Origin of the sequence: Moorena sp. SIO4G3 (assembly GCF_010692305.1) — a bacterium.
GTDB lineage: Bacteria > Cyanobacteriota > Cyanobacteriia > Cyanobacteriales > Coleofasciculaceae > Moorena > Moorena producens_A.
The window spans coordinates 1-20,741 of record NZ_JAAHIG010000072.1 but is presented as its reverse complement, the minus strand read 5'-3'; the positions used below and the strand labels follow the sequence as shown (position 1 = coordinate 20,741).

Below are 20,741 nucleotides of genomic sequence, written 5' to 3'. Positions count from 1 at the left end.
GAAAAAAGCCTAAAGACTGAGAACTGAAAGCTAAACGATAAAAGCGTATCCCTGACTCACCTAGATCATCTTCTATTTTGAATGCTTAATTTTGAAGTCTAACTTCTGCTCTCGGATCGGGTAACTTTGAAGTCACGACTTGGACTTCTGAATTACGCATTTCGGCCATTTTTTTACTAGCATAATGCATAGCCATAATTTTATCCTTGGGATGTAAGCGCATTGCTGTCTGACGAATTGCTGATTCTTCAGGATTATTAGCAACAGCTGTTAACAGTGCTGAACCGGGATAAAATCGACAGTAGGTGTAAATGCCATTGTCATCGAGTAACCATTGAGAATACATTCCTTCTTGTTTAGGAAAAAATCCTTCTGTGGCATTTTTGTTAATAATCTCTGAAGGATATTTCAAAATATTGACAAAGCTATCAACTGCTGTTGGTTGAATTCTCCCTACTAAGCGAGTTGTTATATTCTGAAAAATTTTCGCTGCACTGGGAGACTTGGAAATTGTATCTGGATCTTGAGCAGATAAAATTACCCGAATTCCGGCTTTGGCTCCATTAGCACACAATCTGCCAATTAATTCAGCAATGGAATTATACTGGAACAGAATGGGACTTTCATCGATGAAAAATATACTCACCGGCGAGGCTAAAGAACGTCTTAAGGCTGCTGAGTAAATCCCTAAGGAGAGTAGTGCAGCATCTTCATCACTACTAATATTCCGTAAGGCAAAGACTAATAACTGAGCATCACTTCTAAAGGTAGAAGGGCGACTAATTGCTTTTCCTACTCGGCTATTGATCCAATACCTCAGTCGCAATTTGACTTGATCCAAGGCTTGAAGGATATCCCCAGATACAGAGGTAACCCGCAATCTTTCTAAGGAACAAAAATCAATAAAATCTGCCAGGGTAGGCATTAATTGCCATTCTTGAGAGTCTAAGCCATTGATATTTGCTGCTACATAACGGTCATGGATTTGATCATCATCAAAAAAGGCTTTGATTGCTAGGCTTAACATGGCTCTGATGTTATCCGTATAAGTCCGGTCATGAAACGTCATGGAGCCAAGAACCATTAGCATTAGTGCTTCAACTAAGAATTCTTTGTATTCTGTAAGTCTCTCTTGTTGTAGTTTAGCATCTAATCCCTTTAAATTGGGCAATTCGAAAAGATTAACTGCCTCTCGACCAATATCAAAATAAGCTCCTTTATCCCCGAGAAAAGCGGTGTAGTCACTAAAGGTAGAACTGCCATCGGGTTTTGGATAATCCATAGCTGAGATGGGGATACCATGAGCCAAGGCTTGGGTAATAATTCCTGATGCTAAAACAGATTTTCCACTGCGGGTGGTTCCAAAAATCCCTAGGTTTTTATGCTGTTTGAATAAGTCAATAAAAACTGGCGTACCCCCTTCAGCAGAGATTAATTCAAATCCCGTTTTATCCACTGTCCGGGTTTTGACTACTGGCATTAACCCTGGTGCAATATGGCTTAAATAGGTATGCGATCGCTTAAACGGACGCATTAATAGTCTGCTCCAGGAAATCGGTAAGGTTTCTAGCCATATTTTCCAAGGATATTCGGTCTCCCTTACCATCCAAGCTGGTGGCGGAAAATAAGATTTTAACGTATAACACGCCTGATCTAACTCTTGTGGAGAATCACGATGGACTAAGAAAACAACCGAGACATTAAACGGTACAGCTCCTTCATATATAGCAGCCTGAGCCTCGACATTTTTCTGAATATTTAATTGTGCTTTAACATTAATCGTATTTTTCTCTTCTGCATATTTTGAGGAGACATTTGCCTGTTTCGTCAGCGAATGCATTTTGCTGGTTACTGTTTTAATATTCGCTTTGGAAATCTCGCAAAAACAATCGGTGTCATAGACTTCATCTTTTGCCATGACTTGCCAGAGATAGCGCATTTGGGATTCTTTATTCCTCCACCCCTCAGGCTTATCTAAAAAGAGCATGACTGCCGTATACTGGTCTTTGAGATTAATCCAACGCCGATCAGCAAATGGAATAGCGGTATAGTCCTCCATTAACAGAGAAACCGGGTGGATTTCTGAGTAAACCTCCTCGGTAACTCCAGCTTCAGTCAAGGAAAGCAACTGGGGAACTGAACGAGGTGGTGTATTATTAAATCGCTGCCACACATAATTCCAACACTCTTGAGCAGAAAGAGGGCGAATCGATAGACCCATTTGATTGCTCAACAGCCTTTCCCAAAATTGATAGCCATTATTAAAGGCAATCTCTATCACTCTCTCGATCTGCTGTTTTTCATACTCATCCAGCTTGCCAATGAATCCGTTCCACCACTTGGTAGCTGTCATCAAAAATTCTTCGATTTTATCAGATGCTCCCTCTCGACCTGATTCTACGGTATAGGTAGCAAATAAATACAAGGTCTTTGGCTTTCTAATTCCCCCTTTTGTCAAGTCTTGAATTCGCTTCTTTTCTCCCATAATCAGGTACTTTAACTCGTTAGAGTCTGTCCCTTTGATTAGCTGACTCAACGTGTTTTGTCTATCAGTGTCATCAGTGAAAGAGGTTAGGTGAATCGTGAGGGTTTCCTGCTCTGGGAAATCTTTTAAGCCAGCTTCGATGGCATCAAAAACCGGATCAATTAACTCCTGGCGTAAGGTGGTGTGTATGCCTCGACATTCAAAACCAAACACAAATTTATAGGAAGCTTCTCCTTTTCTGAGAATGTATGCCCCAACATCAGACCCATCAATTCTGACTTCTAGGAAACTAGCTAATTTACAGTCATCCTCGAACGGCTTTAAGGTTTTCTTTTTACCATTTCCTACATCAACCCGCTTCTTTCCCATCTTTTGTTTAGCTTGATCGTGAGCTTGAGTTGTTGTCATACTTTTTAGCCTTTGCCCTTTGCCTTTTCCCGTTTAACATCTAAAAGCCTTTGGTATCTACCCATGCCTCTTGTCCATTGAGGTACAGGTATAAACTTAGAAAGAAATTTCCAATGGCTAGAGGAAGTTAGCACCCACCAAGTAGACATACCCCAAACTCCGAAACAAGATGTCCATACCCAACTAGCTCCTAGTACTCCCTTGACGATGTAATAGGCAAGTGCCCAAATTATTGCCCAGGGGATAAACTGATCGGCTGGAATAGGACCAATTCTCGGTTTTTCATCAAGAGTTCGGTTAACACGACGGAATTGTTGCTCTGAATTATTTGCCATAGGTCAAGCTATTTTGGATCAGACTTGCGTTCCTATCAGTGATTGAAAAAATCTTCAATCTCAATAAAACCCTGACTACTCATCCCTTCAGCTAGATAAAACTCAACAGGCAAATTAGATAAGCGCGTAGTTTATGCTCCTGTGCCAGTAATGTAGGTTGCTAACAGATCACCCAAGGTAACTACAATCAAAATGATGATTGGAGTACGGGCTAGGGTTTTCCAGTCATCATCTTGTTGGGCAGCATTGACGACTTTTACCAATGAAATACCCAAATAAATGAGGAATAGTGCTCGTAAAACGTTAAACACCAGGGACACCAAATCGGCGTCTACTTCAGGAATAGCACTAGTTAGCCAATCTTCTGCAACTCTGAAAAACTGGGCATGGGCTGGCGCGGCGGTAAAGTCCAACATAAACCACAGAAAGGCGAATAGGAAAAGACAGGCTCCTAAACCATATTTCCTGATTAGCCGTTGAATTTGATTCCCAGAATTACTAGGTTGGACTCCAATCCACTTCACTCCCACAACTAGACACATCAAAAATGATACAGCAATCAAAGGAGTGACGGAGGTACTGATATAGAGATCCAATGCCATTGCGATCGCAGCCATGCCCATTAAATAGCCCAAGGGCACTTGCTTCAACTGAGTAAACAACTGAGCAAGCAACTTAGCAAACATAGTTTCTTTACTTTTCCAACGCTGTTGTTGACGAGGTGAAATCGCAACAGAGGACTTGTTCACCATGGTGGATTTTTCTTTCCGTAAATATTCTGACTCTTATTGTGATACAGAAAATTTTTAAATCGCAAAAGCGATCCCAGAGGAATAGTTCAATTTATCTTGATTAATAAATGTTACTGATTTAAAGAGCATTTTGAATAAGCTAAATGATTGTAATTGTTTCACCCCAGGGATTACAATTACAGGACTTACGCATTTGCCCCCTAAATCCTCCAATTCTGGGGGACTTTGACATCATTACCCCCCAGAATTGGGGGGCTAGGGGGGCGAAATCAAGTTAACCGCGTAAGTCCTGAATTACTTAACCTCTCAATATAATTGGCACAGCTCCTCAACAGTCTCAAAATGTTACTCGTCCAAAAGGAATAGATAAATAAACTAAATTTTAAGAAAACTCTGATAAAAGAAAAAAAACTTAACAAAAAAAACGCTGAAACTCAACCTATAGGTAGAGGCTTTAGTACTTACTAGTTAATAAGCTATTTTGCTTAAAAGTTCACTTAAGCAATTAAAGTAAAACAACTAAACTGTAAACATTAATGGATAAAGCATTTATATTTGAGTTGTGAGCATAGGATTGAAGTAAAAGGGAGCAGGGAGCAGTGGAAAAAAATTGACGCAAAGGGATGCAGAGGTGCGACCCGTGGCGAATTTAATTACGGGTCAAGCGCACCATTACGGTCTTGGGGAGGCAAAAATTCCCACACTTCCCACACTTCCCACACTTCCCACACTTCCCACACTTCCCTTCTTTTTTACAAAGATCAGATGTACCCTCTGACTTCCCTACTCCCTACTCCCTACTCCCTACTCCCTACTCCCTACTCCCTAAAAGGTTGTAACTCACCCAATTGAGAACTGCTATATCTACTTCACCAAACCACTGCGAAGTGCTTGCACTGCTGCTTGTGTTCTATCGTCACAGCACAGTTTCCACAGCAGAGACCGAATGTGAGTTTTAACTGTGCCAAGACCTAGCAATAATCGCTCGGCAATTTCGTCATTGGTATAACCGGCTACGATCAATTCCAAGACAGTTAGTTCCCGTTCAGTCAGTGGATTTTCCCTAAGAATTTGATAATAGTCAGGCTCACAGGAATTGATTAACGTAATCCCAGAAAAATTCTTAACCGGTGACTTGATACTATTTTTTAGGAGATAACCAGCTATTTCTGGATCAATCCAGTGTTGCCCTTCATAGGTAGCTCTCAAAGCATCTAAGAAAGTACTGGTGTCTACATTAGTTTTCGGAAAATTGATACGTTTTAGATAATAAGAATCTACCCCAGCCCCAAAAGCGCTTATAACAAATTCTTCTGATGTGTCCCAAGATAGCAGCAATATGTTAGTAAAAAATGCCACTTTCCAATTTCTGACTAACCGCAATAACGCATCACTATTGCTTGAAGGCTCTAAATTAATGACTACTACGTCCGGGTTAGATTTTTTTAAAAAGGCCGCCACATGACGCATGCTAGAAACTTGAGATACCAAACTGACTTCTTTGTACTGCTCCAAGACTTTTCTGAGACCCAACTGCGCTAAATCACCCCTCTCAATCAGTAACACCCGAATTTCTTTGACTACGTTCATAACCATTGACTAGAACACTGATACCGAAATTGACAACTATAGGATGTGTTTGCTGACCTAACAACCCAAAAAAAAATGGAAGCGATTGGCCTTTGGCCACGCTACGCGATGGGCGTTCGCGAAGCGTGGCCAAAGGCCTCAGCCCCGCTTTCAGCGAACGCGCTCCATAGCTCAAGATTGATCAGCAAACTGGTGATCATGAGTCGGCACCTACCGAAATTGTTTCCATCGGTTGATTAGCGCTTTGACCCAATATTACTGATGATACAACTCCGGACTATTTTACCTGTGTCAATGATCACTTTTGGTAGACTATTAATAGTTGACGGTTGACAACAGTATGTCGTCAACCGTCAAAACCACTAAAATAAACCACTACGCATTAAGGTTAGGACATTGATACAAGCTGAAAAGCTGTTAATATAGTAAACTTTTGCCTTTTGCCTTTTGCCTTTTGCCTTTTGCCCTTGGGCGTAGCGCTATATTCCCCTGTCTTGATGCAGTCGCTCATGGGGGGAACCCCCAAGACCGCGCTGCATCGCTTTTTGCCATTATTTACCCTTAGTTGGATTTTTGGCTTGCTCTAAGGCAATTTCTTTAAGGGCTTGATAAGAGTTGATATTAGAAGCACCCTCAATTGCCTTGACCGCTAAATCCTGAACTTGCTTGAGGGCAGTATCGAGTTGCTGGGAAAGACTGTGTATCCGTGCTGAGGATTCCTTTATTGTCTGTTCCAGGGATTCAATTCTTAGCTGATAGACACGATTATTTCCTTCTAATTCCTTATTCTGCAAGTCGGCTTGAATTTTGACCTGGTGGCTAGCAATCGCTTTGCCTTCTTCTTGGGCTTTTTTGATAGCCACAGATTTTTCCTGGTCGAATGCTTCTACCTTAGTTTTTGCTTCTTCAAACTGCTTCTCTCGCTCTGCGATCGCATTTTCCCGCTCTGCCCATTGTTTCTCTTGTTGTTGCCTTGTTTCCTCCAATTCTTTGTATAAACCTTCTTGGTTATGCTTGTAAGCTTCTTCATCTAAGCTGCGTTGTAGTGCTAAATTATAATCATACTCTTGAGCATCTCGCTTACGGGTTTTATTTTGTTCTTCATTCCGTTCTTTAATAGCTCGTTGCTGTTCCTCTTGTTCTTTGTACCAAGATTGTTGTAACTGATTTATTTCCAGCTCTAACTCTTCCCGTCTTTGGTAAATTTCTTCATCGAATGCTTTAGAGCTATTCTGATAGGCTTCAATTAAGGTATCTAAGGTCTCGTCTTGAATTTCTGATAAATTGTGGAGTTCAGCAAGTTGTTGAGTTTCCTCAGTAACCCCTGTTCTTAATTCTTCTAGCTTAGCCGCTTCTGATGTTAGTTTTTCCGACAACTCACTGACACTACTACCAAACCCTAATTGCAGCTTAACCAGGCTGTCAAGGGTATACATCATTTTGTCTTTCATGACTTTTGCTGATACGGATCCATTAGTTTGCTTTTTTTCCACCGTGGATACTTGAGGAGTTCCCGCATTGTTCATCTGCTTCATTTCTTTTTCCAAAGCATTTCGTTCTGCTAGTAATTCCTTGTAAGCCTCTAAAATTTCTGCTTTGGTGTTCTTGCTGTTAGGTTTGCGTGTCATACTTTCAAGGTTATATTCTATTGGAAAATTTCTGAACTGGTATCACTATTCACTAATTTTGAGCCTTGCTGCTTGAAGAGCCATCAAAAGCTTTCAAGGTCAGGGCTTGGGACTGTTTTAGAGTCTCTTGTAGCTGACTATATAGATTTTCAATTTGTTTATTTTGTTTTTCTATGTGTTGCTCCAGAGACTGAATTTTAACGTCATAACCTTGTTGAGTAACTTCCCATTCTTTGGCGAGCAAATCAGACTGTACCTTAGCGTCGTTTTGGACTTTTTTAATGGCTTTATCTTTTACTTTTTTAACGATTTCATCTAGCTCAGCTGGGAAAGCTTCCACTTTCTGTTGATACTCTTCAAACAGGGCTTGAGATTCTTGTAGCTTCTGTTCTCGCTCAGACCATTGCTTGTCTTTTTCTTGATTGGCCTCTTGCAATTCTCGCTCCTGGTTACGGCTCAGTTCTTCATACTGATCCGTCTCAATTTTACGGTTACGTTCTAATTCGTATTGATAGTCAGCTTCTTGGCGTTGTCGTTCCCGAGTCAATAATTCGTTTTGTTCTTGACGTGCTATTTCAAAGTCTTCTTGGTCTTTTTGCCAAAGCTTACGTTTTTGCTCTTGGTCTTTTTCGATCTCTTCTCGCTGTTGAGCTGCTTTTTGCTCTAGAGATTTCAGCTTTTCCTGGTGCTCTTGATTCAGCAAATGTAAGGCATCAGCTACAACTCGAATTTGCTGAAGGTATTGCAAGTGTTCAGTTTCTACCTTAATCGCCAGCTTTAGCTGATCAAGTTTAGAGGCTTCTGAGGATAATTTTTCTGACAATTCATTAACAATGGTGCCAAACTCTAGCTGTAAATCAGCCATTCCTTTGACAATATTATCAACGGTATAGTTTGAGGCCGTTTCCAGCACTTGTTGATTTTTAGCTTTTTCCGCCTCCTCTTCTTTGGTGGCAATTTTTGAGTCAATGTTTTGCCGCTCTTTTAGGATTTGCTCAAAGGCTTGGAAAATTTGGTCTTTACTGTCTTTTGTGGCAACCATATAGTGTGTTCCTTTGACGATATTTAGATATTTTTACTTGAAAATGATTACTGGAAAATTGCTATAGCGCTGCGTGCAGGGAATCGGGAATCGGGAATCGGGAATCGGGAACAGGAAAAAAATAGGTGTGTGTACTTTATTAATATGAGAACCGCTATAGTAGCCGGTGGCTGGTTAGCAATATTGATCCACCCTGGGAGATCCCCCCTAACCCCCCTTAACAAGGGGGGAACAATAGACCCCATGAACAAAAAGGCTATGCTTCCTCTGGCTTCCCCCTTAATAAGGGGGACGGGAGGGGGATCACCCTTACTGCTTAACAAGGGGGGAACAATAGAGAATAGACAATCGCCCTTCCCCATGAACAAAAAGGCTATGGTTCCTCTGGCTTCCCCCTTCCGCGCGGGGGACGGGAGGGGGATCCCGACGGGGTTGGGGGGATTTATCCAAAATCCACGCAGTGCAGTATTGACAGTGCTCTTATCTGAGATAATTCCCAAACAAGAGGTTTCCCTATCAGCCAGTTACTAATGGCAAGTACCCCACACTACCCACAGCGATACGCTCGCTAATCTACAATCCTTCGTTGTAGGAGCGATGTGATGGCTCTAGGGGTGTGGGTGCAATGGTTAAGAGAAAAAACTATAGTAGTACAAATGTTCTACTTTATTGTACTGAAACTTTAGTGGATAAGTCAAGGGCAAATTGCCCATGCTACCCTGGAACTCAAGTAGCTGTGTGATACAAAACACCCGAAACCCAGTTTATACAAGGGTTTCAGGCTTACTTTAGTCATAATTTCTTCAAAACTCAGGGATTTCAGCTATAGGGAATAGGGGATCTGGGCACAGCGGATCTGGGAACCAGCGGATCTAGGTAGAACCATGAAGGATTAAGACATAGTAGATGCACCCTGAATCATCCCTCAGCTACCCGCTGGGGATTTTTTTTGTTAACTCTGGTCTCAACCAATCTATCAGTTCTATGTGGAATAGCTATCTTGGCTGTCTCCTTAGGGTAAGCATTTCTAATTTCTTCCGGAGCGAGACAGAGTAATGAAGGATTAAGAAATAGTAGATGCACCCTGACTCATCCCTCAGCTAACCGCTGGGGATTTTTTTTGTTAACTCTGGTCTCAACCAATCTATCAGTCCTATGTGGGATAGCCATCTTAGCTGTCTCCTTAGCGTAAGCATTTCTAAATTCTTCCGGAGCGAGACAGAGTAATGAAGGATTAAGAAATAGTAGATGCACCCTGACTAATTCCTCAGCTACCCGCTGGGGATTTTTTTTGTTCAATTTTGTCTCAAGTAATCTATCACTCCTGATCAATGGGTAAGCGTTTTGAAACAAGAGTTTTAAAACCATTTCGGAGAAGGGGTTTCCAGCCTAATGGCTAATATTGTACGTATCTCGGCCCCACTATCTTAAAACTAAAAATGAGGAATCACAGTAGTACATAACTACTATAAAAAAGAATTATTATCAAACCAAAATGGCTGGCACTGGGAGGTGCGGAATGTGGGTTGATCAATTTCTTTAAATGATTTACTATTTCCCAGGGAGATTCAGTTGTATTGATTTTTGCTGAATCCTTTTACCTCTAGGTCATTAGGAGTGCTGATGAGAAAGTTTACTGCTTTGTTTGCTTTAATTTGTCTTTGTTTGTGGATGTTGTTTCAAGCTCCTGCCTTAGCTGAAACCCGATCCATGCTTGACTACAAGGTCACGGCAGAGGTGATCTACGGCAAAGGGGATGTTATCGTCAAAGACGATGAAGGGGATGATTACTTGGATACTATCAACTTGTGGATGGATGTCTACGAGCCCCTTGAAGACACGGAAGAAAAAACCGAAGAAAAACCACGACCCGCTATCATTTTTACCCACGGCGGCTCGTTCCATCGTGGCAGTCCACGCTACACCTACGACGAAGGTGGCGCGCAAGACACCTCCCCGGGGGATTATTGCCGAAAGTTTGCAACGCGGGGCTACGTTTGCTTCGCAATCAGTTATCGGCTGGCACCTGACAACCCAGTACCGTCGAGGGAAGGTTACCCGCCAGAGGATATCGACATGACGAACCTCGAACTTATTATCGATCAAGTGAATAAGGTCCGTGAAGTTATGGGGCTTGAGCCTCTGGATCCTAGCGATCCTGAAGACATGGAACTTCTCGGCGACGCGGTGCTGTCGGCTGCTGAAGACCTGCGTATGGCCCTCAACTATATCCGCTCGGCTGATTACAATATCGATCCAGAGCGCATTGTCCTCGGTGGATTTTCTGCCGGAGCCGTAACAAGTTTGAACGTTGCCCATGGCATGCACGAACCGGTGGCAGCTACTTTCCAGCTGTCTAGTGGTATCATCGGCTTCGACATCGTCAAAACGGTAACAGAATCATCGGATAGCCCGCCGATCCTCCTGATCGAAGGACAGAACGATCTGAATGCTGCTTTCGTTTCAATGCCCATTCTGATTGAGCTTTACAAGGAGGTTGGTGTTCGATATACCTTTGCCTGGGTCCCCGCCTTCGGCCACTTCTACACTTCAGGCGCAACCAGCCTCTCTGGAGACGGTTCAAAGATGTCGGTTGACGAACGGATTATGCAGTTTCTTGATCAGACCTGGGGGGATTTGTAAATAACGTCAATCCCCCGCTTGCCCCATGGTTAGTAGAAAAGAGCTGTTTTGCCATATTGTTCCGGATCGAGATAGAGCAATGAAGGATTAAGAAATAGTAGATGCACCCTGACTCATCCCTCAGCTACCCGCTGGGGATTTTTTTTTGTTCAATTTTGTCTCAACAAATTTATCAGTTCTATTTGGCTTACCCATTTCTAATTTCTTCCGGATCGAGACAGAGCAATGAAGGATTAAGAAATAGTAGATGCACCCTGACTCATCCCTCAGCTAACCGCTGGGGATTTTTTTTTGTTCAATTTTGTCTCAACCAATCTATCAATTCTATTGGGCTTACCCATTTCTAATTTCTTCCGGATCTAGAGAGAGCAATCAAGGATTAAGAAATAGTAGATGCACCCTGACTCATCCCTCAGCTATCGGCTGGGGATTTTTTTTGTTTAATCTTGTCTCAAGTAATCTATCAGTTTTATTTGGCTATCCCATTTCTAATTTCTTCCGGATCGAGATAGAGCAATGAAGGATTAAGAAATAGTAGATGCACCCTGACTCATCCCTCAGCTATCGGCTGGGGATTTTTTTTGTTTAATCTTGTCTCAAGTAATCTATCAGTTTTATTTGGCTATCCCATTTCTAATTTCTTCCGGATCTAGACAGAGCAATCAAGGATTAAGAAATAGTAGATGCACCCTGACTCCTTCCTCAGCTACCCGCTGGGGATTTTTTTTGTTTAATCTTGTCTCAACCAATCTATTAGTTCTATTTGGCTATCCCATTTCTAATTTCTTCCGGATCTAGATAGAGCAATCAAGGATTAAGAAATAGTAGATGCACCCTGACTAATCCCTCAGCTACCCGCTGGGGATTTTTTTTGTTCACTGTTGTCTCAACCAATCTATTAGTTCTATGTGGGATAGCCATCTTGGCTGTCTCCTTGGCGTAAGCATTTCTAATTTCTTCCGGATCGAGACAGAGCAATCAAGGATTAAGAAATAGTAGATGCAACGTGACTAATTCCTCAGCTACCCGCTGAGGTTTTTTTTATAGACCTCTTGCAAAAGTCTAAAAATATCGATCAAGAGCACTGTCTTGATGCAGTCGCTCATGGGGGAAACCCCCAAGACCGCGCTGCATCGCTTACTAGGTGCCCCTGGCAGTATAATTATACTCAAAGCATTACTGGACAATACTTTCGGAATTTAAAACCTCTGGGTGCATCTCATTTTTGCTGTTTGAGTCGGTGGTGCGTTACGGGACGGACTGTTTCAACTGGCGAAGAGGTGGAAAATTAGGGCGATCCCGTCCCTAACGCACCCTACTCAACTTTCGGAATTTAAAACCTCTTAGTTTCTTTAACAAGATAAATTTAAGGAAGAACATCACATATCCCGATGGGTAAAAGCCTTAGCATTCTCACCAACATAAGTAGCCGCAATGTGACCATTCCCTGTAACCTTGTATTTGTAAGTTACTAATCCTTCTAAGCCCACTGGACCACGGGGGGGCATTTGTTGAGTGCTAATTCCTACTTCTGCTCCAAACCCATAACGGAAACCATCGGCAAAGCGAGTAGAACAGTTGTGGAAAACATTAGCGGCATCCACTTGATTTCCGAAGCTATCTGCTACCTCCTGGTCTTCAGTAACAATTGCATCCGTATGTCTGGAACCATAAGTATTGATATGGTTAATCGCTTCTTCTACAGAATCTACTACTTTGATAGAAAGAATTAAATCACTGTATTCTGTAGACCAATCCTCATCCGTTGCTACAGAGATTGGGATAATCTCACGGCTAGCTTCATCCCCTCGCAATTCTACATTACGCTTTTTCAAAGCTTCTGCTGCTAGGGGCAGGAAACGAGGAGCAATGTCTGAATGCACCAGCAGGGTTTCAATAGCATTACAAACAGCTGGATATTGCGTTTTAGCATCAACGGTGATAGTTACCGCTTTCTCTATGTCAGCTGCTGCATCAATATAGAGGTGGCAAATCCCATCAGCATGACCGAGTACTGGAATACGAGTATTCTCCTGCACAAACCGAACAAAAGCATTGGACCCTCTGGGAATAATCAAATCCACATAGTTGTCTAGTTGTAACAGCTCTTTGATTTCTTCTCTAGTGGTTAACAACTGTACCGTTGCTGGATCAACTGCTGTGGTAGATAATCCTTTATGAATTGCTTTGACTAGGGTTTCACAGGAGCGAATTGCTTCTTTACCGCCTTTGAGGATAACACCATTACCGGATTTAATCGCAAGAGAGGTAATTTGAATTAAGGCATCGGGACGAGCTTCAAATATAACCCCTAAAACTCCTAAGGAACAAGTGACTCGTTTGAGGATTAGTCCTTGATCCAGTTCTCGATGAATTTGGACGTTGCCTACAGGATCACCAAGGTTGCCCACATCTCGCACCCCCTGAATAGCCCCCTTGAGCTTCGTTTCGTTCAACTTCAGGCGATTGTAAAGGGGTTTCGGAATGTTATCCGCCTCAGCCGCTTGGCAGTCTGCAGCATTCGCCGCTAGGATTTCCGGTGCTGCAGCTTCCAAGGCTTGGGCTATTGCCTCAATAGCTTCATTTTTAGCCTTTGTTGAGAGAACGGCTAACTTTTGTGCAGCTTGACGGGTTTTTTGAGCGATCGCACTTAGGGGTATGGATGCAAGTGGTGTAGCTGTCATGGTTTTGATTTTGGAGGCAATACCAATATGTGATCAGAAGTGTAGCAAATTGACGCTCCCAAAGGGTGCAGGCACTGGTATTCTTGGGTATTCTTGGTTGCCCGAAACCGCCATCATCGGCTAAACCATCTCTTATACATAAGGTTAACTCTTTGGTTAACCTTGGGAAAACCCGTACGCATACAGCCGCTGTTGATAGTAGTAAATAGCTTACGCAATTCAGCCATCGATACCCCTTAGTTGGTCGAGCTGTGATCTAACAGCAAGACACTCAGAGGGTATTTTTTTTGGAACAGCTCAAAGGCTTGTCCCGGCTACATACTAGTTGTCTGAGGTCTGAGCAACTGGTCTTACCCTGAAGTTATACCATTGGTTAACTCTTTGGTTAACGTTGGAAAAACGCGTACGCATACAGCAGCTGTCGATAGTAGTAAATAGCTTACGCAATTCAGCCATCGATACCCCTTAGTTGGTCGAGCTGTGATCTAACAGCAATACACTCAGGGGTTATTTTTTTTGGAACAGCTCAAAGGCTTGTCCCAGCTAAATACTAGTTGTCTGACGTCTGAGCAACTGGTCTTACCGTGAAGTTATACCATTGGTTAACTATAAGAAAACCCGTACGCATACAGCCGCTGTGGATAGTAGTAAATAGCTTACGCAATTCAGTCATCAATACCCCTTCATTCCTCTGTCTGTGATCTAAAAGCAAGACAGGGGTATTTTTTTTGTGTAACAGCTCAAAAGCGTTTCCCGGCTAGATACTAGTTGTCTGAGGTCTGAGCAACTGGTCTTACCGTGAAGTTATACCATTGGTTAATATAAGGTTAACAAAACTCGCGGAATTCCCCACCGTCTTTCACGGTGGGGATGGATAGCGAGACGACAACTAGAGCGCGATTCGTGCTAAAATAAAAGTGGTCGATGACCCTCCTGACTGACTAAAAGGCTACCTTCAAGGTGTAAAAGTACTAGCAGAGTTCAGGGAAGAGACTTGCCCCAGCTGGTCAGCTATCGCTGTAATTCCAAGGTAAGTCTGTCGCCAAAATATGCGTCTGCGGAAGGCGGATGTCTGCCTGTGGACGCTGAGTAAGACCAAGACGAGCTTGCTGGTTGAGGCATCGGCGGATGAAGCGGGAAACCTCGAAGACGAATAAAACCGTCCCTGATTGAACTGAGAATGGGAAGCCCCAACCTCAGCGAAGCAGGTTGGGGTACTTCACCTTTGCGAAAACGCGATCGCATACAGCCGCTGTGGATAGTAGTAAATAGCTTACGCAATTCAGCCATAGATACCCCTTAGTCGGTCGAGCTGTGATCTAACAGCAAGATACTCAGGGGTTATTTTTTTGGGAACAGCTCAGAGTAATAGGTACTATAGCTACATAGCAAAAAGCAAAAATTGACTTTTGCCATAGACTCAATGTTAATCTTAACTACTCAAATCAGGCAATAGTTCCATTTGAGCCTAAATCTAAGATGCTCTATAACTATATAATTGTCGGTGCTGGTTCAGCAGGTTGTGTCCTTGCTAACCGCCTCACGGAAAACCCCAACACTAGAGTATTGCTACTGGAAGCTGGCAAGCCAGACCGCGAGCGGTCAATTCACATTCCCATCGCCTTTCGCGCCCTATCAAGAACTGAATACGATTGGAGTTACTATACACAACCCCAAAGCAATCTGAACAACCGCAAATTGTTCTGGCCCCGTGGCAAGGTTCTAGGTGGCTGTAGCTCTATCAACGCCATGATATATATTCGAGGTCACCGTTGGAACTATGACCACTGGCACGAATTAGGGAATAAGGGGTGGAGTTTTTCTGAGGTGCTGCCCTATTTTAAGAAAGCCGAAAACCAGGAAAGGGGAGCGTCTGAATACCATGGCACTGATGGTCCGCTCAATGTCGCCAATTTGCGCTACACCAACCCCCTATCTCAGGCGTTTGTCGAAGCAGCTACAGAAATAGGCTTGGAAAACACCAAGGACTTCAACTGTCCAGAACCAGAAGGGGTAGGATTTTATCAGGTAACTCAGAAAAACGGTAAACGTCATAGTACCGCTGTTGCTTACTTAAAACCCTGCCGCCATCGAGCTAACCTCACCATTCGCACTGGCGCTCAAGTCACTCGCCTTTTGTTAGATGGAACTCGCGTCACTGGTGTGGAGTACATTCTCGATGGTGGTGCCACCGAGATCGAGAAATTAACTACAACCTCTGGGCATCAAGGGGAGGTCATTCTCTGTGGGGGAGCAATCAATTCTCCTCAGCTACTGATGCTTTCCGGAATTGGACCAGCAGATCATCTCAAGGCTTTGGGAATTCCGGTAGTGGTGAATTTGCCAGGAGTAGGACAAAATCTGCAAGACCATCTATGGGCTGGTGTTGTCTACGAATGTACTCAACCGATTACCCTTGAGGGAGCCAATACCACTGGCAACTTGTTGAAATATCTGCTATTCAAGCGCGGACCGTTAACTTCAAATATTGCTGAGGCAGGGGGATTTGTCAAAACTACACCGGATTTGACCAAGCCTGACCTACAATTGCATTTTGCCCCAGTTTTCTTATCTAGGCAGAACGTTAAGCCAATGGAGGGGAACTACTTCACCCTCTTTGCCACCTTGTTACATCCCCAAAGCCGGGGTTATATACGTTTGTCCTCCCCTAACCCTTTAGTTGCACCCCTAATTCAGCCCAATTATCTAACTGATCAAACAGATTTACAGGTTTTGCTTACTGGCATCAAGCTGTGTCGTCAAATACTTCAGGCGTCAGCATTTGAGACCTTTCGGGGGGAGGAACTTTTCCCTGGAACTCAAGTCGAGCAACTCGACGAAATTGCGACCTACATCCGCGATAGCGCAGGCACATTGTATCACCCAGTTGGGACTTGCAAGATGGGGAATGACCCAATGGCAGTGGTTAACTCGCGCTTACAGGTACATAGTATAGAGGGGTTAAGAGTTGTAGATGCTTCAATCATGCCCACTATCGTTGGTGGTAACACGAATGCCCCGACCATAATGATTGCGGAAAAAGCAGCTGATTTGCTGATGGCAGAGGAGCCAACAACACTTAGGAATTAGCCCTTCAGTTTAGCCATCATTTCTGCTTCATTCCAGTAGGACAAAACCTGTTGAATCTTACCGTCATCATTGATTTCAAAAACACTGATGCCTTCAGCAGTAGCCTCACGACCATTCTTAGCAGACGCCTTCATTCTCCACTTTACCGCTGCTCCATTGCCAGCAATAAAAATTTGCTCTTGTGAGATGTCAAAGCTGTTAAAGAAGGTAGACAGTAGTCCAAAGAACTTCTCCGAGTCCTCAGAGACGTTGATTGGTGGCTTTCCGACTGGGTCATAAATCACTGCATCTTCAGCAAAAATCTCTACCCAGCCTCCTGGATTCATGGCCGCCATGGTTTCAAAATAGACATTGATAACTGATGCGATCGCTTCTGGTGACATAGTTTCTATATGACTTCACCTTTCTATTATCGGTTAAATTCTGCCCTTAACGAATAATCCCAGCTAAAAGGCAAAAGGCAGCTGTTTGACCCGGTGGTGCGTTACGGGGCGGGCTGTGTCTTGATGCAGTCGCTCATGGGGGAAACCCCCAAGACCGCGCTGCATCGCTGCCAACCCTGGCGCTAGAGCGAAAAATGAGGATGAGCCCGCCCCTAACGCACCCTACGCCACTAAGCACTAATCAGGGCAATAACCATGCCAGAATACGTTTAGCAATTTTCTTAGGACCAGGCTTGGACGATAGCAAACCTGACAATAGCTGACGCAACATCCAAGGGGCAATCCTGATTAAACATGAACGTAGGAGCCATTGTAGTATTACTAGAAGTAGAGCACAGCTGACTATGCCCACTATAATTATCAACCATCTCCACGGTTGAGCAACTATTAGCTGTAATACACCAGGTATTACCAGCACTGCCAAAATCACCAAGATTATCATCAGCGCTGATAGTCCCCAAGCCAGCTTAGGGAAGTTGGGTGATGGTTTTAGGCGTAGCTGAGCCAAGATTTGAGTGATCAGCCAGTAGTGAGCGTCAGCAATTTGACAACAAAAGTCGGGATTCTCCAGACAGTCTCTCTTGATCTGGTGAAGGATTTCTCCATCAAGGGCAATCACACTCCGCATCAGTGCCTGTGCTCGATCAACTGGTAGATAGTAGGTAGAAAACGTCAATCCAGACTGGAGGCGGTTTTCCCAATCGAGCAGAGCTAAATGGCGTAAATCACTAAGCAACTCTCCGGAAATATCAAGGCCGTGACCAGTCTGTTGTGCTTGTTTAATTTTTGTAAGAATGTCTTGATTTAAATCAAAGCGAATGCTATGAAATAGCACGCGGGAGCGTGTAATTTGTTCTTGCTCAATGTTGATGTATGAGTCTATATTCATACCTTGCCCCTGGTCAAGGGTTTGAGAGTGCTGTTGGGATTGACGCCGCACAGGAGTAACCAGATTACACAACCAAAGCACAATAAAGGTTTTCAGGCTCCCAAATCAAGCCTTCTATTGCAGCAATTTTTTCCTTTCTTAGTTTTATTAATAGCTGAATGGGTCAGGGAGTCAGTGCTCAGTCTAGTTTATCGTTAATTTTTCAACTTAAGTTATAAACCGTCAACTTTCAACTTTCAACTTTTAACTTTCAACTTTCAACTTTCAACTTTCAACTTTCAACTTTCAACTTTCAACCGTCAACCAAGCTGATAGCTGACCACGCCACGATAAACTGAACTAATATTAAGAAATGTTAAGAGCTGGAGTGTTGAGAATGCAGACGATCAGGTTAGGTCAGAATGGTCCGATGGTCACAGCCTTGGGAATTGGGACGTGGTCATGGGGAGACAAGCTGTTTTGGAACTATGGCAGTGACTACGGCACTACTCAGGTAAAAGAAGCCTTCGAGGCAACCTTGGATGCTGGGATTAACTTTTTTGACACCGCTGAGGTATATGGACTAGGAGAATCCGAATCCCTGATCGGACGGTTTATGAAGCAGCTGGGACGGAAAGCCCAGATTGCCACTAAGTATTTTCCCTTACCCTGGCGATTTACCGCTCAGTCAGTTTCTGATGCCTTGAGCGACAGTTTGAAACGTTTGCAAGTCGAGCAAGTGGAACTGTACCAAGTACATATGCCTTTTAGTTTCTTGATCAGCCAACAGACGTTGATGAATGCTCTAGCTGATGAAGTCAAGCGTGGTCGGATTGGAGCAGTTGGTGTCAGTAACTATTCCGCTAAGCAAATGGCAGAAGCTCACAGTTACTTAGCAGCCCGTGGCATACCCCTAGCGGTGAATCAGGTGCAATATTCTCTGTTGCATCGGAAAATTGAGAGCAACGGTATTCTTGATAAAGCGCGTGAGTTAGGTGTGACTATTCTCGCTTACAGTCCTTTAGCTCAAGGATTACTCACAGGCAAGTATACGGTAGAGAGCTATATCAAACCCACTGGAGCTAGGGCAATTGACCCCCGCTTTAGCAAAAGTGGTTTAGAAAAAATTGCCCCTGTGCTAAAGCTACTGAATCAGTTAGGGGAAAAGTATGAGCGAAAACCAGCTCAAGTTGCCCTTAACTGGCTGATTGCTCAAGATGGAGTAATCCCGATTCCCGGTGCTAAGACCGCACAGCAGGTGCAAGACAATGCAGGGGCTTTGGGTTGGGCTTTGAGTCAGGAGGATGTTACTCAGTTGGAACAAGTGACTCGTCTTTGGTTAAAATAAATGCCCAAGGGAAGCGCCCCTACCATTACGATTGAGCAATAGATTTTAGAAACGATAGCCTGCACCAAATTGCAATTTAACTGGGGAAGTATCGTTGTTTTCATCACTAAGGCTTAATCTGCCGCTGCCGTAGATTATGGTGTAGTCATTGACTGCTGCTTCTACACCAGCAGTCAATACCGCTGAATTTTGATTACCTAAAGGAGTGGTGATCTCCTCGTTGTTCACAAAGGTATAGCCTCCACCAACGTAAATGTTAGTATTGCTGGCAACCGGTACATCGTAGGTAATTGTTGGCTCGAGAGCACGACCTTTGTCCGAGAGAAACGCTGCACCACGCACTGAAATTGGTAAATTGGGCAGATCAATACGACCTTGATACATGCTACCAATCCTTTCATCGCTTGAGTTTGAGCCAATTCCCAGCAAATTCTCAAAGGGATTGAGGATATCATTACTGATTGTGCTGCCATCGTTACTAATTCCCACGTAGCTACCCTTTAATCCTTCAGGTTGAGCAGAGCCAGGGCTAGCAGATAGAACCATCGCAATCATTAAGATTAGAGAAGTTGCGGCAGATTTGAGTATGGGTTTCATCGGTTTCATGGTTATAATTAAAAAACCCCCCGCTTTGATTGCAGGGGGATGGCTATCAAGGTGCATCTACTATTTTTCTATTTCTCAGCCGAGTTGAGTTATCCGGATAAGTTACAGAAAAATATCCGATTGACTCCAGTGATGGCGTTGCTGAATGATAGGATGATTTTGTCGCCACCCCATTGAAAACTTTTATAGGAAAGGGAACAGCGGATCGAGAGCATGTCACTTATGCAGCAACATTAGTACTAAGGTAATAGGTAATGGATAATAGGTAATAGCGTGATTTGCGCGGTCTTGGGGGTTTCCCCCACTCGCTATTGCATCAAGACGGTAATAGGTAATAGGTCTGAAGGGGAGCTAGTCCTGGATGAATATTTGTACATTATCTATAGCCCCCTCATGGGTAATTGCTTGCTCTACTGGAAAATAGTACTAATGTTTAAGCATTGCAAGACCTGCTCCCCAGCGGATCTGGGAGCTGAGGCCGTAGGCCACCCGGGGCGCGTTCGGAGCTGGGAGTAGGGAACAGGCAACAAAAATTCCCACAATTGCTACACGGATTGCTATATATGTAAACAAAAAGCGATCGCTTGTTGAGATAGCGATCGCTTTTTGGGATAACGATTTAGTCTAAACTGCAGTAGATAAGTAATTGTCCCAAGTCTAGTTAGCCAGCCAGTGAGCTAACCAGCCACTGAGGTGACATACTCCCACACTGACTCTTTGAGTGAGCGTGTGGGCTTCTTACCAACTCCACCCAACGGTTCGGATACTCGGTAAGCTTTATTAACGACACGGGATGCCCCTCCGCGCCGGAACAATACA

General features: G+C 43.6%; 16 protein-coding genes. 5 read left to right on the top strand and 11 right to left on the bottom strand.

Annotated features, from left to right (window positions below; all coding sequences use genetic code 11):
* Nucleotides 1–85 precede the first annotated feature (85 nt).
* The 3 genes from F6J99_RS15265 to F6J99_RS15255 form a co-directional block, all read right to left on the bottom strand.
* Nucleotides 86–2,893 carry a hypothetical protein gene (locus tag F6J99_RS15265; protein ID WP_293113668.1) on the bottom strand — a complete coding sequence of 936 codons (2,808 nt, stop codon included), beginning with the start codon at nt 2,891–2,893 and terminating at the stop codon, nt 86–88.
* A 5-nt stretch (nt 2,894–2,898) separates the two neighbouring features.
* Nucleotides 2,899–3,228, bottom strand: coding sequence for a hypothetical protein (locus F6J99_RS15260; protein ID WP_293113667.1), 330 nt, complete (start codon nt 3,226–3,228; stop codon nt 2,899–2,901).
* Nucleotides 3,229–3,359: 131 nt separating this feature from the next.
* Nucleotides 3,360–3,980: a hypothetical protein gene (locus F6J99_RS15255; RefSeq protein ID WP_293113666.1), complete on the bottom strand. Its 621-nt coding sequence runs from the start codon at nt 3,978–3,980 to the stop codon at nt 3,360–3,362.
* A 555-nt stretch (nt 3,981–4,535) separates the two neighbouring features.
* Between F6J99_RS15255 and F6J99_RS15250 the strand changes: the two genes are divergently transcribed.
* A complete protein-coding gene (locus tag F6J99_RS15250; RefSeq protein WP_293113665.1) occupies nt 4,536–4,832 on the top strand; it encodes a hypothetical protein in 297 nt (98 codons plus the stop codon).
* 12 nt (nt 4,833–4,844) lie between these two features.
* Here F6J99_RS15250 and F6J99_RS15245 read toward each other — a convergent pair whose 3' ends face one another.
* Nucleotides 4,845–5,576, bottom strand: a complete 732-nt coding sequence (locus F6J99_RS15245) for a response regulator transcription factor (RefSeq protein ID WP_083305002.1) — start codon at nt 5,574–5,576, stop codon at nt 4,845–4,847.
* Nucleotides 5,577–6,003: 427 nt separating this feature from the next.
* On the opposite strand from F6J99_RS15245, the gene F6J99_RS15240 reads away from it, so the two are divergent.
* Nucleotides 6,004–6,135 (top strand): hypothetical protein, encoded by a 132-nt coding sequence (locus F6J99_RS15240; RefSeq protein WP_293113664.1) that lies wholly within the window; start codon nt 6,004–6,006, stop codon nt 6,133–6,135.
* Here the strand turns inward: F6J99_RS15240 and F6J99_RS15235 are convergent.
* The 3 genes from F6J99_RS15235 to F6J99_RS15225 are packed head-to-tail and all read right to left on the bottom strand — an operon-like array spanning nt 6,122 to nt 8,485.
* Nucleotides 6,122–7,198 (bottom strand): hypothetical protein, encoded by a 1,077-nt coding sequence (locus F6J99_RS15235; RefSeq protein WP_293113663.1) that lies wholly within the window; start codon nt 7,196–7,198, stop codon nt 6,122–6,124. The genes F6J99_RS15240 and F6J99_RS15235 overlap by 14 nt on opposite strands.
* Before the next feature lie 52 nt (nt 7,199–7,250).
* Nucleotides 7,251–8,240, bottom strand: coding sequence for a hypothetical protein (locus F6J99_RS15230; RefSeq protein ID WP_293113662.1), 990 nt, complete (start codon nt 8,238–8,240; stop codon nt 7,251–7,253).
* 47 nt (nt 8,241–8,287) lie between these two features.
* The gene (locus tag F6J99_RS15225) at nt 8,288–8,485 is read right to left on the bottom strand and encodes a hypothetical protein (protein WP_293113661.1); all 198 of its coding nucleotides are present in this window, start codon (nt 8,483–8,485) and stop codon (nt 8,288–8,290) included.
* Nucleotides 8,486–9,863: 1,378 nt separating this feature from the next.
* On the opposite strand from F6J99_RS15225, the gene F6J99_RS15220 reads away from it, so the two are divergent.
* Nucleotides 9,864–10,883 (top strand): hypothetical protein, encoded by a 1,020-nt coding sequence (locus F6J99_RS15220; RefSeq protein ID WP_293113660.1) that lies wholly within the window; start codon nt 9,864–9,866, stop codon nt 10,881–10,883.
* 1,379 nt (nt 10,884–12,262) lie between these two features.
* Here the strand turns inward: F6J99_RS15220 and F6J99_RS15215 are convergent.
* Nucleotides 12,263–13,567 (bottom strand): glutamate-5-semialdehyde dehydrogenase, encoded by a 1,305-nt coding sequence (locus F6J99_RS15215; RefSeq protein WP_293113659.1) that lies wholly within the window; start codon nt 13,565–13,567, stop codon nt 12,263–12,265.
* A 1,479-nt stretch (nt 13,568–15,046) separates the two neighbouring features.
* Here F6J99_RS15215 and F6J99_RS15210 point away from each other — a divergent pair.
* Nucleotides 15,047–16,657: a choline dehydrogenase gene (locus tag F6J99_RS15210; RefSeq protein WP_293113658.1), complete on the top strand. Its 1,611-nt coding sequence runs from the start codon at nt 15,047–15,049 to the stop codon at nt 16,655–16,657.
* Here the strand turns inward: F6J99_RS15210 and F6J99_RS15205 are convergent.
* Both F6J99_RS15205 and F6J99_RS15200 read right to left on the bottom strand, forming a co-directional pair.
* The gene (locus tag F6J99_RS15205) at nt 16,654–17,040 is read right to left on the bottom strand and encodes a nuclear transport factor 2 family protein (protein WP_293113657.1); all 387 of its coding nucleotides are present in this window, start codon (nt 17,038–17,040) and stop codon (nt 16,654–16,656) included. The two genes, F6J99_RS15210 and F6J99_RS15205, sit on opposite strands and share 4 nt — an antisense overlap.
* A 241-nt stretch (nt 17,041–17,281) precedes the next feature.
* Complete coding sequence (locus F6J99_RS15200) at nt 17,282–18,070, bottom strand: hypothetical protein (RefSeq protein ID WP_293113656.1); 789 nt, start codon at nt 18,068–18,070, stop codon at nt 17,282–17,284.
* 295 nt (nt 18,071–18,365) lie between these two features.
* On the opposite strand from F6J99_RS15200, the gene F6J99_RS15195 reads away from it, so the two are divergent.
* Nucleotides 18,366–19,316 (top strand): aldo/keto reductase, encoded by a 951-nt coding sequence (locus tag F6J99_RS15195; protein WP_293113655.1) that lies wholly within the window; start codon nt 18,366–18,368, stop codon nt 19,314–19,316.
* 45 nt (nt 19,317–19,361) lie between these two features.
* Here F6J99_RS15195 and F6J99_RS15190 read toward each other — a convergent pair whose 3' ends face one another.
* On the bottom strand, nt 19,362–19,913 hold the full coding sequence (locus tag F6J99_RS15190; RefSeq protein ID WP_070396488.1) for an outer membrane beta-barrel protein: 552 nt from the start codon (nt 19,911–19,913) through the stop codon (nt 19,362–19,364).
* Between the last annotated feature and the right edge of the window lie 828 nt (nt 19,914–20,741).